The organism is Niallia sp. Man26 (genome assembly GCF_022049065.2).
In the GTDB taxonomy this organism is placed as follows: Bacteria; Bacillota; Bacilli; order Bacillales; family Cytobacillaceae; genus Niallia.
Map to the genome: position 1 here is coordinate 1,055,299 of NZ_CP095744.1, position 20,267 is coordinate 1,075,565.

The 20,267-nt window shown below is 33.8% G+C and carries 22 protein-coding genes; 19 read left to right on the forward strand and 3 right to left on the reverse strand.

The genetic code is table 11. From position 1 onward, the window contains the following. The first annotated feature begins 41 nt into the window (after positions 1 to 41). The 19 genes from L8T27_RS24815 (at position 42) to L8T27_RS24905 (ending at position 17,022) form a co-directional block, all read left to right on the forward strand. Positions 42 to 998 carry a HEAT repeat domain-containing protein gene (locus L8T27_RS24815; RefSeq protein ID WP_237943573.1) on the forward strand — a complete coding sequence of 319 codons (957 nt, stop codon included), beginning with the start codon at positions 42 to 44 and terminating at the stop codon, positions 996 to 998. 209 nt (positions 999 to 1,207) lie between these two features. Next, positions 1,208 to 1,831 carry a hypothetical protein gene (locus L8T27_RS24820; RefSeq protein ID WP_237943575.1) on the forward strand — a complete coding sequence of 208 codons (624 nt, stop codon included), beginning with the start codon at positions 1,208 to 1,210 and terminating at the stop codon, positions 1,829 to 1,831. A gap of 234 nt (positions 1,832 to 2,065) precedes the next feature. After that, positions 2,066 to 3,361 (forward strand): IS110 family RNA-guided transposase, encoded by a 1,296-nt coding sequence (locus L8T27_RS24825; RefSeq protein WP_237943578.1) that lies wholly within the window; start codon positions 2,066 to 2,068, stop codon positions 3,359 to 3,361. A 498-nt stretch (positions 3,362 to 3,859) separates the two neighbouring features. Continuing rightward, positions 3,860 to 4,351 (forward strand): GNAT family N-acetyltransferase, encoded by a 492-nt coding sequence (locus L8T27_RS24830; RefSeq protein ID WP_233317905.1) that lies wholly within the window; start codon positions 3,860 to 3,862, stop codon positions 4,349 to 4,351. 265 nt (positions 4,352 to 4,616) lie between these two features. Next, a complete protein-coding gene (locus L8T27_RS24835; protein ID WP_233317903.1) occupies positions 4,617 to 5,057 on the forward strand; it encodes an SMI1/KNR4 family protein in 441 nt (146 codons plus the stop codon). 260 nt (positions 5,058 to 5,317) lie between these two features. Beyond that, on the forward strand, positions 5,318 to 5,755 hold the full coding sequence (locus tag L8T27_RS24840; protein ID WP_233317901.1) for an SMI1/KNR4 family protein: 438 nt from the start codon (positions 5,318 to 5,320) through the stop codon (positions 5,753 to 5,755). Positions 5,756 to 6,658: 903 nt separating this feature from the next. After that, on the forward strand, positions 6,659 to 7,063 hold the full coding sequence (locus L8T27_RS24845) for a hypothetical protein (protein ID WP_233317899.1): 405 nt from the start codon (positions 6,659 to 6,661) through the stop codon (positions 7,061 to 7,063). Positions 7,064 to 7,259: 196 nt separating this feature from the next. Then, on the forward strand, positions 7,260 to 8,099 hold the full coding sequence (locus tag L8T27_RS24850) for a tyrosine-type recombinase/integrase (RefSeq protein WP_237943581.1): 840 nt from the start codon (positions 7,260 to 7,262) through the stop codon (positions 8,097 to 8,099). A gap of 217 nt (positions 8,100 to 8,316) precedes the next feature. Next, positions 8,317 to 8,772, forward strand: a complete 456-nt coding sequence (locus L8T27_RS24855) for a hypothetical protein (RefSeq protein WP_237943583.1) — start codon at positions 8,317 to 8,319, stop codon at positions 8,770 to 8,772. A gap of 164 nt (positions 8,773 to 8,936) precedes the next feature. Further along, positions 8,937 to 9,359: a hypothetical protein gene (locus L8T27_RS24860; RefSeq protein ID WP_237943585.1), complete on the forward strand. Its 423-nt coding sequence runs from the start codon at positions 8,937 to 8,939 to the stop codon at positions 9,357 to 9,359. A 293-nt stretch (positions 9,360 to 9,652) separates the two neighbouring features. Next, entirely contained in the window at positions 9,653 to 10,024 is a 372-nt protein-coding gene (locus L8T27_RS24865; protein WP_233319559.1) for a cupin, read from the forward strand. A 167-nt stretch (positions 10,025 to 10,191) separates the two neighbouring features. Continuing rightward, complete coding sequence (locus L8T27_RS24870; protein WP_237943578.1) at positions 10,192 to 11,487, forward strand: IS110 family RNA-guided transposase; 1,296 nt, start codon at positions 10,192 to 10,194, stop codon at positions 11,485 to 11,487. 589 nt (positions 11,488 to 12,076) lie between these two features. Continuing rightward, positions 12,077 to 12,640, forward strand: a complete 564-nt coding sequence (locus L8T27_RS24875; RefSeq protein WP_237943586.1) for a hypothetical protein — start codon at positions 12,077 to 12,079, stop codon at positions 12,638 to 12,640. 240 nt (positions 12,641 to 12,880) lie between these two features. Continuing rightward, positions 12,881 to 13,237: a hypothetical protein gene (locus L8T27_RS24880; protein ID WP_237943588.1), complete on the forward strand. Its 357-nt coding sequence runs from the start codon at positions 12,881 to 12,883 to the stop codon at positions 13,235 to 13,237. Between the two features lie 44 nt (positions 13,238 to 13,281). Then, positions 13,282 to 13,635, forward strand: coding sequence for a kanamycin nucleotidyltransferase C-terminal domain-containing protein (locus tag L8T27_RS24885; RefSeq protein WP_237943590.1), 354 nt, complete (start codon positions 13,282 to 13,284; stop codon positions 13,633 to 13,635). A gap of 99 nt (positions 13,636 to 13,734) precedes the next feature. Continuing rightward, the gene (locus L8T27_RS24890) at positions 13,735 to 14,454 is read left to right on the forward strand and encodes a GNAT family N-acetyltransferase (RefSeq protein WP_237943592.1); all 720 of its coding nucleotides are present in this window, start codon (positions 13,735 to 13,737) and stop codon (positions 14,452 to 14,454) included. Positions 14,455 to 14,497: 43 nt separating this feature from the next. Beyond that, positions 14,498 to 14,995, forward strand: a complete 498-nt coding sequence (locus L8T27_RS24895; RefSeq protein WP_237943594.1) for a GrpB family protein — start codon at positions 14,498 to 14,500, stop codon at positions 14,993 to 14,995. Positions 14,996 to 15,150: 155 nt separating this feature from the next. Next, positions 15,151 to 16,446, forward strand: coding sequence for an IS110 family RNA-guided transposase (locus L8T27_RS24900; protein WP_237943595.1), 1,296 nt, complete (start codon positions 15,151 to 15,153; stop codon positions 16,444 to 16,446). Between the two features lie 429 nt (positions 16,447 to 16,875). Further along, the gene (locus tag L8T27_RS24905; protein ID WP_237943596.1) at positions 16,876 to 17,022 is read left to right on the forward strand and encodes a hypothetical protein; all 147 of its coding nucleotides are present in this window, start codon (positions 16,876 to 16,878) and stop codon (positions 17,020 to 17,022) included. 108 nt (positions 17,023 to 17,130) lie between these two features. Here L8T27_RS24905 and L8T27_RS24910 read toward each other — a convergent pair whose 3' ends face one another. From L8T27_RS24910 to L8T27_RS24920, 3 genes are all read right to left on the reverse strand, one after another. Continuing rightward, positions 17,131 to 17,709: a CBO0543 family protein gene (locus L8T27_RS24910; RefSeq protein ID WP_237943597.1), complete on the reverse strand. Its 579-nt coding sequence runs from the start codon at positions 17,707 to 17,709 to the stop codon at positions 17,131 to 17,133. 610 nt (positions 17,710 to 18,319) lie between these two features. Further along, positions 18,320 to 19,470 (reverse strand): IS3 family transposase gene (locus L8T27_RS24915; protein WP_237943608.1). Its coding sequence is split into 2 segments (ribosomal slippage): positions 18,320 to 19,221 and positions 19,221 to 19,470, totalling 1,152 coding nucleotides; the frame shifts between segments, so codons are not numbered across the junction. A gap of 202 nt (positions 19,471 to 19,672) precedes the next feature. Beyond that, a complete protein-coding gene (locus tag L8T27_RS24920; protein WP_237943610.1) occupies positions 19,673 to 20,113 on the reverse strand; it encodes a hypothetical protein in 441 nt (146 codons plus the stop codon). Between the last annotated feature and the right edge of the window lie 154 nt (positions 20,114 to 20,267).

Sequence of the window (20,267 nt, forward strand, 5' to 3'; positions counted from 1 at the left end):
TATATAATAGAACTAAAAACTAACTGTGAGCAGGTGTTTTGATGGTGAATGAGAGAGAACTGCTGAGTATAATCAGAGAAATGGATGGACCTGGCACTATTTATAATGAAATGCAGGGAGTTTATACAAGTGAAGGATCTCCATCTTCGATTGCATACAATAAAGCAAGGTCGTTGACAGATACAACTTTAATTTCTTTTCTAAGTGACCTGTTAGAAAAAAGTAAAAAAGAATCAATTAAAAGGAATATCTATTTTATTCTAGGAAAAATTGGAGAGAATACAGGTGATAAGCGAGTTGTCGAGATTCTTTTACAAAGAATTGGAATAGAAACAAATAAATATACACTCGATACGATACTAGAAAGAATAGAAGAACAAGAAGTTATACCAGACTGTTATCCAATCATTAAATGTGTATCTGATGTAAGAGGGTCAGTCAGACATTCGGCTATTAACGCATTGGGAAGATGTAAAAATTCAGACGCAGAAGATGCATTAATAAAAGTCATAAGGAATTCAAAAGATGAGTATGACCTTTGTTATGCCATTGGTTCTCTAAGTATGATGGGTGCTACTAAAGCTATTCCAGACATTCTTCCTTTATTTAAAAATGAAAAAGGGGAAGTAAGACGTGCTGCTCTTTGTGCTATTGATAAATTGGGTGGTTCTGCATTCCTTCCCCTTTATATGGAGGCCTTAGGCGATCGTTCATTATCTGTAAAATATTATGCTCTATTAGCTATTAAAGATCATGGGGATGAAACAGCTATCGATGTTGTATATAAACGAGTAAGAACGATTTTAAGTAAAAAGCGGAAGATTAATAGTGACGAGTTAGTAGCAGCCTTTGAATTTCTGAATCAGTTCAAAAATCATGATGAGAAAATCGAAAAACTATTAGAATGGATAAAATCAAAAAAGTGGGATTTCCTTTCAGATACAGAAAAAGAAGGATTCAACAGTTGTTTTTCAACTAATGATCTATCTTACAGGTGACAAGAATTTCCTATCAAAAGGGTTAGGAAAATTATAATGGATTTGGATTTTTAGATTGCAATTTAACTTCCATAATTAAACTATCCGTGCCTTCCTTAGTTAACTAGGAAGGTCCTTTTCTTATGTAACAATCACGGCAGTTTAGTGAAAGAAGGTATTCTATTCTCCACATAGAAATAATTATTATCAAACATTCCTGGGAGGGGAAAATGAACCAATTTAGAGGGATCATACTGGAGGGCTACTCAAACGCTGGAAAAACATCTGTACTAAAATCATTAAAGCAACTACAAGCTGTTGATGATTATGCTGAACGAAGTATTGTTGTACTTAGTGAGCATTACTCCCAAATTATTCATAGAGCCAATGGAGAATTAAGAACACTAAACCAGAAAGAACATATTCAACTTCTAAAAGACAGAGTAACGATGTTGAAAAAATTAAGTGATTGGGAAAAGGAACTGGGACAACAACAACGTTCAAAAGGAATCTTTTTTATTTTAGAAAAATTTCACTTAAATCATAGAGTGGCATTTTCCGATTCTGAATTGTACGAAGTTAAACAAATAGAATTGGACTTATTTGAGATGGGGGCAAGGTGTGCGTTACTCACAATTTCTCCTGAGACTGTGGAAAAAAGAATAAAAAGTAGAAACCCTGAAGAATGGGCTGAAAAATCAGCAGAAGAAATTAAAACTGCTTGTGATTTATTAATAAAACAACAACATAAACTTAGGAGACAAGCCAGGCAATCAATCATTCCAACCATTGAAGTTAATACTGATAATAAAGACTGGGATGCTTACGCAAAGAAGATTTACTTCTTCAATTAATGTCTTAAGGGTAAAATTTAGGATGTCATTATTGGGGGAGTCATTCCTTTCTCTTAAGGAACAATCTAGGCAGCATTCCTATAATAAATAAAAACTAGCTTATGGCAGAAACAGGGCAGCATTCCTGTAATAAGTGAAAATGGGATTTGAAAGAAAAAAGACCTCTTGATAAGATAAATGTGTCCTCAGCTGGCCAGCTAAAAAGGGACAAAATATCTACTCGGAGGTCTCACTATGAATTATAACCAAAATCATAAAATAGCTCAAATCACACCTAAAACTTTAGTAATAGGTATTGATATTGCCAAACATCATCATGTAGCTAGAGCGCAGGATTATCGTGGAATAGAACTAGGTACTACTTGCTTTTTTGATAATACCCAAGAAGGATTTAAGACATTTATTGATTGGGTTAATCAAATAAAAGAGTCATGCGAAATGGAGTCTGTCATTACTGGAATGGAGCCTACAGGCCATTATTGGCTTAATTTAGCTCATATTCTAAAGGAGGAACAGATTAAGTTCGTCACGGTCAATCCTTTACACGTCAAGCACAGTAAGGAGCTAGACGATAACTCTCCAACTAAAAACGATGTAAAAGACGCAAAAGTCATTGCACAACTAGTCAAAGATGGTAGATACGCCGAACCAACGATACCACAAGGAGTTTTCGCGGAACTGCGTGTGGCTAAAAAATTACGCGATTTATTAAATGTAGACTTACAAATTGTGCAGGGACAGGTACACAACTGGATTGATCGATACTTTCCAGAGTTTTTTACCGTTTTTAAAAGTTGGGAAGGGAAGGCAGCTCTTCATTTATTAAAGCTTGAAGCATTACCGGAAGAATTGGTTAGATATACAGAAGAAGAATTACTTGAATACCTTAGGCAAGCAGTGAAACGTAGTATAGGGATTAAGAAGATTCAAGCCTTAAAAGAAGTAGCCAATCGCTCGATTGGCATCCGACAGGGTGCCATGATGGCTAAAATGGAATTAAGAACCTTAATCCAAAAGTATGAACTCATTCAAGCCAAGTTCGAAGAGCTTGATCAAACTCTGGATACTCTGCTTCAAGATATTCCAGGCGTTGATCAAATGTTAGAGATAACAGGAATTGGGCGCGATACAGTGGCGGGTTTCTTCGCTGAGGTAGGCGATTTGAGTGAATACAATCATCCCCGTCAGATAACCAAACTGGCAGGACTCAGCTTAAAAGAAAATACATCAGGTAAGCATAAAGGGAGGACCAGAATAACCAAACGTGGTCGAAAGAAATTACGAGCATTGTTATTCCGGGCATCTATGATTCTAGTAGCCAAGAATAAAGCCTTTAAAGCCTTACATCATTACTACACAACGAGATCTGACAATCCGTTGAAAAAGATGCAGTCTTTAATTGCTTTGTGTAATAAGCTCATCCGTATACTCTTCTCTATTGGTAAGAAACAGTTTGTGTTTCAAGAGGATAAGATGTTGAAGGACATCCCCCATATGCATGTATTTATCCAAGAACCAGTAGCAGCGTAATCACTATTAAACTAAACTTTTAACAAATAGATTTGAACAGATGAACAGACAAAATCAGCATGGGATTAGTCGGCAACGGAACTAACGTAAGGACAATGATCCTGTAGGGCAGCATGACCGACATCCACCTTATGGAAAGGTTGAACGAAGGAATGTAGGAGCGTAGACTCTGTGAGACTTGGGAGGGTAGACCCCCGTAAGAGATGTGGACATCCATTGGTGCGTACATACCTATTTATCCAACTTTTTGAAATGAACCGAAGGTTGGCTGGTTTCTTGTGCTCATTTTTTCGTAAACAGCTTGATTGTGTTCTTTTCTCTCTAACCAAATCTGTAAAGTTAAACAAGTTAGGTAGCAATATGGAGAAAAACTGCGTATTTAAGAGATAAGTGTTTGTTTATTGAGGGAGTTTAGTGTAATAAGAAAAACTACTCTTTTGTAATATAGTCATTGATGTTAAAATATTCCTAAAAATGAGAAAATATAGGTGATTTTACATGAAGTATAGTGTGCATAGAATGACTCAGGAAGATATAAAGCAAGTTCAAGAAGTTGCAAAAAAAAGTTGGAACAGTACATATGAGGGAATTATTCCAATGGAAATTCAAGAACGCTTCCTAGATACAGCTTACAATGATGAAATGATGCTAAGACGTTATAAAAAATCTATCGTTTTGGTTGCCAAACATGATGGAATAGTCCTAGGCTTTGCAAATTTTTCAACAGTAAGCAATGATGGGAAATCTGAGTTGGCAGCAATTTACTTACTACCACAATATCAAAGGAAAGGAATAGGCAGTTCTTTGTTACAAGAGGGTATTTCAATATTAGATGGAGTAAAAGAGGTTTTTATTAACGTAGAAAAAGAGAATAATCTAGGAAGGAAATTCTATGAAGCTAAAGGGTTTACAATAGTTAATGAATTTGATGATAATTTTGATGGTCATATTTTAAAAACCGTAAGAATGACCCTAAAAGTCAGAGCATAAGGACGCTTTGGAAGCGTCTTTTTTAATTGTACTCAAATGGTTATCAATTTTCTGTATCCTTTTGCCAAGAGAAGGTTTTATTACTTCTTCTATGTTATTACTACTGGAACTATAATGGCAGGTTAGCGTAAATAGAAAACATAATAGAATACTTATCAGTCCGCATTTTTAATCAGGCAAAAAAGCAGTATAATAATCTAGGTCCTAATAATTAAAATGCTGGGCCGTAACATTAAACATGATATACAAAATAGAAGGTGTAATAATGGATTTAAATGTTTTAAAAGTTTTTAGGCGCTATCCTGAAGAGGCTATAATTGGCGATGGAATTACTCAGGAAAACCTAGATCAATTAGAAAGAATACTAAATGTTAAGTTACCTAAAAGTTACAAAGAATATCTTTTAACATTTGGTTACGGCGGTATATTTGGACGATATATTTTAGGTTTGGAAGAACCTCCAAAGGAAGGTTCAGTAATTGACTCTACGAGGGAATATCTACAAAAAGGATTACCAAAAGGGTTTGTTGTAATTGAAGACGTACACGAATTTTTATACTGCCTTAATACAAATGAACTAAATGAAAAGTTTGAATGTCCTGTGGTTTCCTTTTTTCCACATAGCAAACCTTCTATCCGTGTAGATTATTCATCCTTTAAGGAATTCTTAGAAGACTTAATTGAAGAAGGTATTGATAACCTATAATAACAATGGGTTTTTTAATAGAAATCTTAAATAATTGTGCCAAAGAATGAATCGTTAAATGGTTACCATTTGTAAGGAGCCATTGTTAAAAAAACCTTATAGTTTTGCATTATTCTTAAAGATCCATAGAGTATAATGTTTACTTTTCTCACTTCAATCATTGCTCCTGCTCTATTATTGAAATTAGGAGTAACTATCGAGAAGTAGAGCATTGTAATTGAAGCAGTATTAAAAAATATACATATAGTTGGTGAAGGTTCTTGAATGATATAATAAATACCTTTCTCCTTAATTATCCAGAGGAATATACTATTGGAAAAGGCATAAAAGAAGAAACCATTCTAAGTTTGGAAAATATGTTGGACGTAACATTACCCAAAAGTTATAAGCAATTTTTAATCAGATATGGTTTTGTTGAAATGTTTGGTAGAACAATTTTTGGATACGAGCCTCCAGATGAGACTACAGTCTTGGGATATACGGAGAAATTCCTAAATCTTGGTTTACCTAAAGGTTTTATTGTAATTGAGGATGTACATGAATTTATATATTGCCTAAACACTGATGAAATGAACGACAACTTAGAATGTCCAGTGGTTTGCTATTTCCCTTATGGCAACCCATCGTACAATGTTGAATATTCATCTTTCGAAGAATACTTGGTAGATAACATTGAAGAAGGTTTAGAAAACCTATAAAAAAGTGGTGTTCAGGAACAGTCGGGGGCATGTTAATATTATTAATTTAAACGGAAATTTTTATTCATAGAGTAAAGATGGATTTTTACATAGCAATTTTAGGATCGTAAAAGGGATTCTTTTTTTGATTAAAGGGTGAGTTTGTGAATAAGTTCATTTAAACACTTATATCTCTTATAGGGCTATAGAGGAGAAGGAGAAACTTGTGTAGAGAATCTTTTTCGTGTAACAAACCTGGCAGCCTTCCTGTAAGAAATGTGAAAATAGTTTATGGAAGAAACGTGGCAGTTTAGTGGATGAAGGCAAAAGGCTACTGCAGAGAAAAATATCTGCGGACTGTTGTTTTAAAGAAGATAGTTATATAATGTACTTACAGGGTTATAATTGTATTTTTTTGTAAAAAGACTAAAATATATAATTGAAGTATTTATAATAAAAAGAGGTATATTATTTAAAATTCTTGTCGCCCTAATATTAATATTAAATGTAATTTTTCTTACAAATATAATTGATAATTTGTTGGTCATTTTAAGTATTTGGGTTGCAAATGGGATTGCTATTTCTTTTCTTCTCTTTGATAAAGATGAAAAAGATCTAAAAGAATCTAAAATATTAGGAGTTAATTAAAAAATCTTACCTTAATTATTAAGTTGCTGATTAAAGGGGTGTTACCTTAGGGTTGAATAAAGGTAACGCCATTTCTCTTTTGATTATCATTAGCAGCATTCCTTTAATAAATGGAAACTAGCTTATGTTAGAAACAGAGCAGCATTGTAAAAGAAGGAATAAAAGAAGGAATATAAAATAGGCACTTACAATGGATTGATTAGTCTGGTACAATTGTTATGCTACTTTTTACCAACTGTTTTATTGTAATAGCTTTAATTCATGGAGAGTGAAGTAATGAAAAGGTTTTTAACTGCAACACTATCTGTTGTTTTATTTGCAATATTATATTCTTGTGTTTTCTATGTACCCGATTTTGGTTTCTTTTGGTCCATTTTATTTGCTTCTATTTTTGCAGGACCTATTTATTACCTTATAGGAATACCGATATCACTTCTTATTGATATTGGCATGGAAAACATAGTAATAGAATCAAAAAAGGCAAAATATTTTCTCGTTTTGGGAATGTATTCAATAGCTGGTATTTTTGCTGGTGTTATATTTTTCATTATTTGGACTCAGTCTTTTCTTATAAAGGATGCCATTATATTTTCAATAATTGGAATCATTGCATCAAATATTTATTTTCATTTATCATTGTTGTTATCTAAAGTAAGATTAAAACCTATAGAACATTTATAATGGAGGCAGCTACAATTATGTGGCTGTTTTACGTAATTAGGGGAGCATACCTTTATAAATCCCCTATGGACTAACCAAGTTTGTTAAGAATTACACTTAAATAAACGGGGGCATTTCTTCTATATGTTTTATTAATTAAGTATAGTTTATAAATTACTAGTAAATACTGATTGATAAAAAGATAGGAAAGATGAATATGATTTTATCTGAAGCTTGGCAATTATATAAAGCAGATAAACAAATTCAAGGATACTCTTCCCAGACATTGAAAGCTTATAAGATTCAATCTGCCTTGTTCATAAATCACTTAGGTAATGTTGAGATAGAAGAAATTACAACGGAAACTATCAAACTGTATCTCGGAGAAGTTGGGAGTGATTTAAAAGCATCTAGTTTATGTCATCGTATTCGTTTTATTAAGTCGTTATTCAGATGGGCGCAAGAAGAAAAATATATTACTTTTAATCCAAGTACGGCAATAAAAGAACCTAAATTAGAGAGTAAAATTCCAAAGTTTTTAACGGAGGAAGAAATAGAGCTATTAAGAGAAGCATGCCTCAGTCCCTTTGAAAAAGCGTTATTTGAATTTATGTATTCTACTGGTTGCAGAATAGGAGAAATAGTAAACTTAGATCGAAGTTCTATCAACTTCTCCGAGCAATCCGTTATTGTATTTGGTAAAGGGAAAAAGGAAAGAGAAGTTTATTTTAATACTCGATGTAGTATTTGGCTAAAAAGATATATAGAAAACCGAACAGATAGTGAAAAAGCTCTATTTGTAACGGTCCGAGCTCCACATCGAATGAGCATTGCACAGATGAGATATGTCATTAAGCAGATATCCAGAAGAGCTAATATTAATAAGTGTATACATCCACATCAGTTAAGACATAGTTACGCAACCACTTTAATTAATAATGGAGCACCATTAGAAGTTATTCAAAATTTAATGGGCCATGAAAAAAGTGAAACTACTAGGATATATGCTTATTTAAGTGGTCAATTAAGACGTGAACTTTATAATAAGTATTTCTAAAAGAACTGTAGGGAATTTACAGTTCTTTTTTTACGTTGTGAGAAATAATTGAATAAAAAATGGAATACAAGTAACTTTTTACAAAAAATAGAGTCTAACATACTAAAGGAGGGCAATAGTTTGAAAATGAAGGATTGAGAGAAGGATTTCAAGAAGCTTTAGGAAATATAAAAATGTCAGTATGAGCTTAGGTAAAACTCATGAAATGAGGAAGTTTATGAGAAAAAAACACATTATTCCTGTATGTTTAGTATTAATTATCATAGTTATTTTTGTTGTAGCAGTTATTATTCAATCAGAAAGTGATAGTCGCTATTTATTAACGGCAAATCAGAAACAGGCTATTAAGAAAGCAAAAATGGCAAATGAAGATTTATCTGACGCAGATATTGATAGTTTTACAATTGGTCAGGGGAAATATTTACTTGATCAATATTTTAAAGAACATAATTTAAATTATCGAATAGGCACAAAAGAATATATCGATTTCTTAGCTAGCATTATGGAAAATAGTGAAACGTATAAAGATCCTGAATTCACCATAATCGATGCTTATGGGAGCGTGTACGTGACAAAAAATCAAGAAAAGGAACCACTATTTTTTCGATTCCATCTAGATTCAGTAACCCTAGACAAAACTATTAAGGAAATTCGAGTTGAAAATACAAAATAACAATTAATAAAATAGAAAACAGAAATGCTGCCCTTTAGTGCTATCAAGTAGATGTAACCTACATAAAAGATGGTGAAACACATGCAGATACGATTGATTTGAAATAATAAAGTGAGAAAGGGTTCTTACTTTTTTTTGTTTTTTCAGGGAAAGGAGAGACTGGGATGAAAAAGAAAAAGTATAAATGGATTACAATTTTCCTGCTTGTTCTTCTTGTGGGGAGTATATATTTTTATGTCAACAGTATTAGAATTTCTGGAGTATCTAAAAATGGTATGTGGAAGGTAGTATATAAAAAATCCCTAGATGAAGCCGAACAAGGCGAGTGGTATGGAAGCATTAAGCAACTAGATAAACAAAAGATAAAAGTTAAGGGAATAAAATGGTTAGAAAACGGAAAAACAATAGCAGATTTCACAGAATTTAATGAAGGTAGAGATGAAGCAGGAGCTGAAACTAGACTAAATCCGTTTTATGTGGAAGATTTGTATGGAAGTAATCCTCCGAAAAAGGGTTATACTTATAAGATATCCGTTATATGGGAAAAGGACGGTAAAATGCACGAAGACAACTTTGAAATTAATTAAATAGTATAAGGAAATTGTTTTACATATCATACTTTTTCTTGTATAACTCAAACGTAATAGGGTACTCCAAATAAAGATAATAACATACCAAGTTCGTTAAGATTGGATTGGATTGTTATCTGACACGATTAATTGGAGGCCTTCCGTTTATGCAATAATAGGGGAGCGTTCCTATAATAAATGAAAAGCTTGCTTATGGTAGAAACAGGGCAGGATAGTGGAAGAAGGATTTTATTAATGAATTGTAGAAGGTAATTCATACATCAATAAAATTCTTATTCTAGGAGGCTTGTATGGAGTTTTATAAATTTGATAAGGACAATGGTATAAATGTTTCAAAGTTCAACTCTAATTTTATTATGTCTCGTATTATTCAAACTGACCAGGAAACAAATATTGGTTGTATGCATTTGGAAAGGAACGGTATTGTAGGTTACCACCAAGCGGTAGTTCCTCAGCTTCTTTTAATACTGAACGGAGAAGGCTATGTAAGGAATGAAACATCTGAATATTATAAAGTGGTATCTGGAGATGCTGTATTCTGGGAAAAAGATGAGTGGCATGAAACAAAAAGCAGAGAAGGTCTAACTGTTATTGTAATTGAAAGTAAGAAATTGGAACCTTCCTTATTTATGCAGTTGGAAAATAAATTGGTTAAGGACTAAGGGAGATTTCCATTTACTAAGGAAATCTCCCTTTCTGTCACTATCAGGGCAGCATTCCTGTAATAAGTGAAAATGGGATTTGAAAGAAAAAAGACCTCTTGATAAGATAAATGTGTCCTCAGCTGGCCAGCTAAAAAGGGACAAAATATCTACTCGGAGGTCTCACTATGAATTATAACCAAAATCATAAAATAGCTCAAATCACACCTAAAACTTTAGTAATAGGTATTGATATTGCCAAACATCATCATGTAGCTAGAGCGCAGGATTATCGTGGAATAGAACTAGGTACTACTTGCTTTTTTGATAATACCCAAGAAGGATTTAAGACATTTATTGATTGGGTTAATCAAATAAAAGAGTCATGCGAAATGGAGTCTGTCATTACTGGAATGGAGCCTACAGGCCATTATTGGCTTAATTTAGCTCATATTCTAAAGGAGGAACAGATTAAGTTCGTCACGGTCAATCCTTTACACGTCAAGCACAGTAAGGAGCTAGACGATAACTCTCCAACTAAAAACGATGTAAAAGACGCAAAAGTCATTGCACAACTAGTCAAAGATGGTAGATACGCCGAACCAACGATACCACAAGGAGTTTTCGCGGAACTGCGTGTGGCTAAAAAATTACGCGATTTATTAAATGTAGACTTACAAATTGTGCAGGGACAGGTACACAACTGGATTGATCGATACTTTCCAGAGTTTTTTACCGTTTTTAAAAGTTGGGAAGGGAAGGCAGCTCTTCATTTATTAAAGCTTGAAGCATTACCGGAAGAATTGGTTAGATATACAGAAGAAGAATTACTTGAATACCTTAGGCAAGCAGTGAAACGTAGTATAGGGATTAAGAAGATTCAAGCCTTAAAAGAAGTAGCCAATCGCTCGATTGGCATCCGACAGGGTGCCATGATGGCTAAAATGGAATTAAGAACCTTAATCCAAAAGTATGAACTCATTCAAGCCAAGTTCGAAGAGCTTGATCAAACTCTGGATACTCTGCTTCAAGATATTCCAGGCGTTGATCAAATGTTAGAGATAACAGGAATTGGGCGCGATACAGTGGCGGGTTTCTTCGCTGAGGTAGGCGATTTGAGTGAATACAATCATCCCCGTCAGATAACCAAACTGGCAGGACTCAGCTTAAAAGAAAATACATCAGGTAAGCATAAAGGGAGGACCAGAATAACCAAACGTGGTCGAAAGAAATTACGAGCATTGTTATTCCGGGCATCTATGATTCTAGTAGCCAAGAATAAAGCCTTTAAAGCCTTACATCATTACTACACAACGAGATCTGACAATCCGTTGAAAAAGATGCAGTCTTTAATTGCTTTGTGTAATAAGCTCATCCGTATACTCTTCTCTATTGGTAAGAAACAGTTTGTGTTTCAAGAGGATAAGATGTTGAAGGACATCCCCCATATGCATGTATTTATCCAAGAACCAGTAGCAGCGTAATCACTATTAAACTAAACTTTTAACAAATAGATTTGAACAGATGAACAGACAAAATCAGCATGGGATTAGTCGGCAACGGAACTAACGTAAGGACAATGATCCTGTAGGGCAGCATGACCGACATCCACCTTATGGAAAGGTTGAACGAAGGAATGTAGGAGCGTAGACTCTGTGAGACTTGGGAGGGTAGACCCCCGTAAGAGATGTGGACATCCATTGGTGCGTACATACCTATTTATCCAACTTTTTGAAATGAACCGAAGGTTGGCTGGTTTCTTGTGCTCATTTTTTCGTAAACAGCTTGATTGTGTTCTTTTCTCTCTAACCAAATCTGTAAAGTTAAACAAGTTAGGTAGCAATATGGAGAAAAACTGCGTATTTAAGAGATAAGTGTTTGTTTATTGAGGGAGGTTTGTTGAAGAAGAATTAAAATTAAAATAGCCATATACTTACTGAATTTTAAAATAGGTAATTAATCAAGAACGGAGTGTTCCATAAATGATTATTATTTATAACTAGTTAGTATTCTGTTTAAATAGCTTAGCTTTAGGCATAACTTAGCTAACATTAATAGTAGGAAGTGAACATAATGTCGGTTTTTATTCAAAATAGCGATATAAGCATTATTAACTCAATTAAGTTTAAAAAGAGGAATCTCACAGTTTTAAGTCTTGGAGTAAATTTTAGAGATTTTGAAGGTTTTTCAAATAATTTTATAAAAAATACTTTTGAGTTTCCTTTATTCTTTGTATTATCAACTGAGTTAATGGATGATGAAGATATAGAAAAGGTGAAGGAATTACATACTGATTACTTATGTAATAAAAAAAATGAATGGATGATTCTTAAAGTAGAGTCTGCTGCTCAATTAAAACTAACAACGAGACATTGTGAGGGGTTTGCTTCTAATGGTTTCCGTTCGTTTATGATAAAAGGTGAGAGTTTACTATTGGGTGAGTTATGTCCAAGTGTGAATTGGAATCATCCAATAGAATTCCCTGATCTTAATTGGGACAAGGTAATAACCTTAATTGATATAGAAGAAGTTGGGTTAACGGTATTCACTGATGATAATAGAATCAATAGTACATTAAAATTGTTAAATTATATTCCTAAAGAGTATGAAATTGATTTGAAGAATTGTGATATTTAATTTAAAAGTTCATAAGCTAACAGGTCTTTCCTTAAATAATGGAAGGTTCTTTTTTATACAACAATCTGGTCAGAATCCTTATAATAACTTAAGCATTAACCAGTGCAGTTTATGTGCTTCTGGTACTATCGTGGCAGTTTAGTGGAAGAAGGATTTGAAGAAATTAAAAGGAAATTAAATGGTTTTGTTGAATCCTAATGACATGTAATCCGTTAATATGTGATTGGGAGTTGTAAAAAAATGACTTGGCATCCTAATAAGTTTTCTACTGAAGAAAGATTTGAAGTTGCTGATGAAATACTTAATGAGTTACTAAAAAAATACAAAAAAAACCTTCTCTCTGTTGCTATAGAAGGGTCTACTGCAAAGGGAATGGATGGTCCTGAATCCGACTTAGAATTAAGAGTAGTAATAAATGGGCGAGAGAACAGTTGGGAAGCTTTTTTTTACAAAGGTATGTTTGTTGGAATTAGTTTTAGTACTCTTGAAAAAATGAAATTGAAAGCAAGAAGTATTGATTATGAGTGGCCAGTAAAAAGTGATTCTCTTTTTACAAGTAAAGTTTTATATGATTCAACAAATCTCTATGAAAAATAAGGAATACCGCGAAAGAAGCAGAAGAACAAGCGGACTTTAACATCTTGATTAAAGATGCACTTACTGATATGTATGAACATGTTTATGAGGTTTTTGCATTAAAGGATACAGATTCTATACTTGCTGCGCATGAATCAAGACAAGTTGCATATTGGGCGGTAATGTCCGTTGGTTTAAAAAATAAGCACAGATATTTATCAAGTAGGACAATGTATAAAGAAAGTTTTGAGTTGGAATGTTTGCCTGAAGAATTTGAACAGAAAATACGTGGTTTACTATCTTTAAATACGGATGTCCAAAGTTTAAAAAATAATGTGGGAGGATTATGGGTTTCTATTCTTAATTGGATTGAAAATATTAATATAAATCTTGATAAAACGGAACTTTCCTTTTTATAAAAGAGGTACTGTATATCAACTTACTTGTTTCTAAGCATCCGGACATGCATTTTAAATAACTTAAAAGAAACGGTAACATTGTGTAGGGAGTGAGAATAAATGGATAAACTACTCCAGCAGTTACAAAGTGTCAGTGTTCATTACATTAAAAGTGATCGTTTAATCATTTTAGAAATTCTGGAGAATAACATTACTCAAGCTTCAGAAATAGATATGCTAATAAACAAGCTATTAAATAACCTAAAAAACAGTAAGATAAAAAAAGTAAAGTTTGAGTGTCCTAAAACATTATTAGATAGCTTGAATATTACTAGAAATAAAATGAAACTTGTTGGGGAGAGGGTTATATATACGAGGCCTTTTACAAGACCATTAGATAATTTGGTACCAAATTATGAGGTTTGGTCAATTTCTGAGCATAACTCTATCTCCTTTTTATCTGAAGTAATGGGTAAAAATTTTATTGATACAGAGAAATTCCTAATAGGAATGAGGACGGAGCTTCCATCGCAAGCAGAGAAAATGTATACAGTGTACATAGTAAATAATGAACCAGTTGGTGTAGTTTTTCCTCATATAGAACCGAATACAGACAAAGAAGGTCGTATTTTTTGGATAGGCATTCATCCGAATTTTATAGGGACAGGGATGGGGAAGAACTTACATTCAATAGGATTATACAGATTGAAAAATGATTTTAAAGCAAATTATTACTTAGGAATGACTCAAGTTGATAATATACCGATGAGAAATATTATGGTATCAAACGCTTGCATTCAAAATAAAAATACAGTCATTTCTTTACAATATTCCATTTAATAATAGTTTGTTCGTAAAGTAATTAAAGTATGGGGAGGGAACCATGGAACAAGTTAATTTTTTTGAAAGCAGTCTTTTTAGTTCAGATGTAGAGAAAACTTTTCTAGTCCATAAGAAGATCATTAAAGAATATATTCCAGAAGCTGATGTTCAGCACGTTGGAAGCACTGCTATACCTAAAAGTTTGACCAAAGGAGATTTGGATATACAAGTACGTGTATCTTCTCAACATTTCTCAAGGGCAGTTCAGATACTTTCATCCTTGTATGAAAGTAATAACGGTAGTGTAAAAACGGAGTTTTTTAGAGCTTTTAAAAAGGATTCGACTATTCCTCCTTTAGGAATTCAATTAACTGTAATTGGCTCTGAATATGATTTCTTTTGGAAATTCCGGGATGTTTTATTACATAATGAAGCTTATAGAATCGAATATGATAACTTAAAGAGAGAGTTTGAAGGAAAAGAGATGGATAAGTATAGAAGTCAAAAAAATATTTTTTTCCAAAAACTAATGCAAACTCCTGAATTTAAAAAACTTTAAACGTTTATTATTATTTTTTTGCTTCGTCACTAACGTGGCAGCATTCCTGTAATAAGTGAAAATGCGATTTGAAAGAAAAAAGACCTCTTGATAAGATAAATGTGTCCTGAGCTGGCCAGCAAAAAGGAACAAAATATCTATTCGGAGGTCTCATCATGAATTATAACCAAAATCATAAAATAGCTCAAATTACACCTAAAACCTTAGTGATTGGTATTGATATAGCTAAACATCATCATGTAGCTAGAGCACAGGATTATCGTGGAATAGAGCTTGGATCTACTTGCTTTTTTGATAATACTCAAGAAGGATTTAGGACATTTATTAATTGGATTACTCAAATAAAAGAGTCTTGCGAAATGGAGTCTGTCATTACTGGAATGGAGCCAACGGGCCATTATTGGCTTAATTTAGCTCATATTCTAAAGGAGGAACAGATTAAGTTCGTTACGGTCAATCCTTTACACGTCAAGCACAGTAAAGAGCTAGACGATAACTCTCCAACTAAAAACGATGTAAAAGACGCAAAAGTCATTGCACAACTAGTCAAGGATGGTAGATACGCCGAACCAACAATCCCACAAGGGGTTTTTGCAGAACTACGAGTGGCAAAAAAATTACGTGATCTATTAAGTGTAGACTTACAAATTGTGCAAGGACAGGTACACAACTGGATTGATCGATACTTTCCAGAGTTCTTTACCGTTTTTAAAAGTTGGGAAGGGAAGGCAGCTCTTCATTTATTAAAGCTTGAAGCATTACCGGAAGAATTGGTTAGATATACAGAAAAAGAATTACTAGAATACCTTAGGCAAGCAGTGAAACGTGGTATAGGGATTAAGAAGATTCAAGCTTTAAAAGAAGCCGCCAATCGCTCGATTGGCATTCGACAAGGTGCTATGATGGCTAAAATGGAATTAAGAACCTTAATCCAAAAGTATGAACTCATTCAAGCCAAGTTCGAAGAGCTTGACCAAACTCTGGATACACTGCTTCAAGATATTCCAGGGGTTAATCAAATGTTAGAAATAACAGGGATTGGACGCGATACAGTGGCGGGTTTCTTCGCTGAAGTAGGCGATTTGAGTGAATACAATCATCCTCGTCAAATAACCAAATTGGCAGGACTTAGCTTAAAAGAAAATACATCAGGTAAGCATAAAGGGAGAACCAGAATAACCAAACGTGGTCGAAAGAAATTACGAGCATTGTTATTCCGGGCATCTATGATTCTAGTAGCCAAGAACAAGGCCTTTAAAGCCCTACATCTTTACTACATAACGAGACCTGACAATCCGTTGAAAAAGATGCAGTCTTTAATTGCTTTGTGTAACAAGCTCATCCGTATACTCTTCTCTATTGGTAAGAAACAGTATGTGTTTAAAGAGGAGAAGATGTTGAAGGACATCCCCCATATGCATGCATTTATCAAAGAACCAATAGCAGCTTAATCACTATAAAACTAGCTTTTAACAACTAGAATTGAACAGATGAACAGACAAAATCAGCATGGGATTAGTCGGCAACGGAACTAACGTAAGGACAAGATAAGATCCTGTATGGCAGCATGACCGACATCCACCTTATGGAAAGGTTGAACGAAGGAATGTAGGAGCGTAGACTCTGTGAGACATGGGAGGGTAGACCCCCGTAAGATATGTGGACATCCATTGGTGCGTACATACCTATTTATCCAACTTTTTGAAATGAACCGAAGGTTGGCTAGTTTCTTGCACTCATTTTCTTCGTAAACAGCTTGATTGTGTTCTTTTCTCTCTAATCAAATCTGTAAAGTTAAACAAGTTAGATAGCAATATGGAGAAAAGCTGCGTATTTAAGAGATAATTGTTTGTTTATTGAGGGAGGTTAGTGTAAGAAGGATGAAACAAAACGAAACCATCAGTGCTAAACTATTGATGGTTTTACTTAATCCTATAAATGAGTGGGAAAAGTTGATGGATGCAGCGTCTGTTATTGGAAAAGATGTTGCTTTGTTTAAGGATAGGATACCAGGTGTGCTAATTTAGCACACCTTTTACATACATATTCATCTCAAAGGGGAATTAACAACTGAGATTACTCTGACAAAATATCATGAAGAAAAGTCCCATAGTTGTTTTCTTAATATGTAAAAATCACTTAATTTTTTTGGCTTTTTGATTTAAATGTTTAAAGATATATGTAATTCCAATTGTAAATAACAATATTAAAATATAATTTAAAAACAAATAGAAGAAATTCATCCCTTTATCTAATTGAATTAAATTTAATAAGCTTATTACTGGTTTGAAAATAAAGGATAATATTGCTGAAAGTATAATACCATATATCAAAATACTCTTATCGTGTTTAAGACACCATTGATATAACAACATAAATGATATTGGAACAAGTGAAGCATCTAAAGCGAAATTGACTGGCAAAATGGGAATGGCTTGATATGGATAAATAACATGTGCTGTCCTTGTAGCTAGAGCATCAGAATATGTAAACCACACATGAATATTAAAGCCAAAAAAACCGATATGAAAGGCTCTTTTCTTATCTATTAAGAAGTAAATAATGATTAGTGGGACTATTAACATTAAGACAATAAACCAAAAATGCCAATCCTCCCAATTTGAGTATTCTCTCCAGTAGTTTAACCACATTTCTACAACTTGGTCTTGTTGTTTTATGATTTGTTTTAATTGTTGTATTTGTTCAGTTGTCAATTTAACTCACCCTAGTTAGATATTAGTACTTTTATTATCTTCAGTTTCAAAGAAAATATTTAAGAGAGGGTAGAGGATAAGTAAAAAATAACAAAGAGTTTTCCATGTGTAGGCTCTTCTTTTTAATTTACCTGGCCAGTCTGCCTGAAGGGGAACTTACTTTATATTTGGAGATTTTCTCGTATGGGGGACAATCAGGGCAGCATTCCTGTAATAAATGAAGATATCCCTTTCTTGTGCCACAAACATGGCAGGTTAGCTTAAGTACAATTTTTCACAATATTTATCATTTCCCAGATTGTTTCTTATAGCTATAATAAAGATTGAGTACAAAGGAAAAATAAGGAAAGTGAGTTTGAGATATGAACCTTGTTAAATATTTTAGTATACAGTGTGCACTAATTGGTGTAATTATCCTAACTAATTTCTACCTAGGAAGTTATATTGGTAAGCCATTTACATACACGGACTTAATGGCAATACTTATTGAATTCACTATACTGATTCTTGCTTTAACTCTTTTTGATAAATTAAAAAAACATCTAAAAACTATTCCTGTATTTAGCAAGGTGGATTTGAGTCAATAATTTGGACACAAAAAAGTTAAGTATTAAGCGGTTCTTCTAATCTGATCCTCCATAGCTTGAGGTGTTTGATAGCCGATGCTGCTGTGAATTCTGTTTCTGTTGTACCAGCCCTCTATAAACTGAAACATGGCCAGCTTCGCTGCCCGGTAGTCTGTGTACTGGGTATGATAGACTTCTTCTTTCTTTAATATGGCGTGAAATGACTCTATACAGGCATTGTCATAAGGACAGCCTTTCTGACTGAAAGACTGCCTGATTCCGTATTTTTGGACATGCTGAGTAAACTCACTGCTGGTATATTGTGAGCCAAGATCGGTATGAAGAATTAAGCCCTTTCGGGGCTTTTGAGAAAAACAGGCGTTTTGAAGTGCTTCGATCACTAATTCCGAAGTCATAAAACGAGAAAAAGAATAGCCAACAATTTTTTTCGAATGCAGATCCAATACAGAGGCCAGATAGCACCAGCCGTCTTTTACCGTAGGAATATACGTAATATCCGCCACCCATTTCTCATTGATCGTACAGGTAGAGAAGTCTCTTTTTAAAAGATTACCCAGCTGCACAACCTTTTCTTTTGAGGGGAAAGGACGGTATTTTTTCCTGGTAATCGAACGGATGCCTGCCTTTCTCATTAAGCGCTGGACACGCTTCAGGCTTAAACAAACCCCATTGTTTGATAAGGTCTTATGGATTTTCGGTGCGCCATAACGCGCCTTACTTTCCAGGTGAATCCGTTGGATTTCCTGCGTGAGTTCCTGGTTTTCCAGTTCACGTTTTGACGTCGTTTTTTCAAGGGAGCCATAGTAACTGCTTCTTGGCACGGCCAGTACTTCGCACATTTTCTGGACGGGATATTGATCCTTGTGTTCCTCGATAAAATCGATGAGCTCTGATTCGGTTACTTTTTCGCGAATATGGCCATAGCCTTTTTTAGGATTTCTACCTCCTGTTTTAACCGAAGGTTTTCTTTCTGAATCTCGGCTAACTCTTTTGGTGTAAGCGCCTCTTTTTCTGAACCAATAGGGGTAAAGTCTTTCACCCATTTATAAATAGTTACTTCTGATACGCCATATTCGCTGCTTAATTCTTTAACCGGGCTGCCGGAATGATACAAATCCACAATCGTTTTCTTAAAATCATCGTTATATTTTTTGCCTGCAGGTTTACGTTCCAATTCGGACACATCCTCTCAAAATAATTGTAAGGACTTAATTAAATTGTGTCCATGAAACTATACTAACTCCAATATCTTATACTGGAATATTGTCTATCCTTATTAACATTTTCCTTTTTAGTGTATTCAGTTCGAAGTAATAAACGACTGAGGGGAATATAAAACCTATTGTTCCAGTTGTTTAAATTAAAGGATTTTTAATCTAATTTGTTAATATTAAAGGATTATAATCTGATAATACTTCCATTACTTCATCACGAGTAATATAAACATGATGCTCTAAATTTGGATGTGTCGTGCTATTGAAAAGGGGATTTTGATTGTCAAACCAATTAATGTATTCTGAGTTTTCCATTTTAAAAAAATATGCTTTTCCTTTTTCTTTTAAATTTGATTCATCAACCTCTAAATTATATAAACCAAACCTTCCTATCTCTGTTGTATATCTAAAGGACCAAACATAATATTCCATAGGTCCGTTTAATTGGTTATATACAATTTCCGTTATATTGTCGTCATAATCTTCCAAGATTATTTTAAAATAGTCATCATGTTTAATAATACCCCTAAAAAGAATATGAACAGGATGATTAGAGTTTAGGTTTGTTTGTGGTTGCCAAATTTTTAGACTCTCAACGTGCATATGCTTCTCCCCTTATTATTCATATGTAATCTTACCCCACGATTTCCCCTTACTAACTTGATATCTTGGTACCGGTTTTTCGGTTTCTCTGTACTCATGTACTTAATAAGTAAATGTTTTCCCTTCACTATTCATATAATTTTGGGGGCAATTG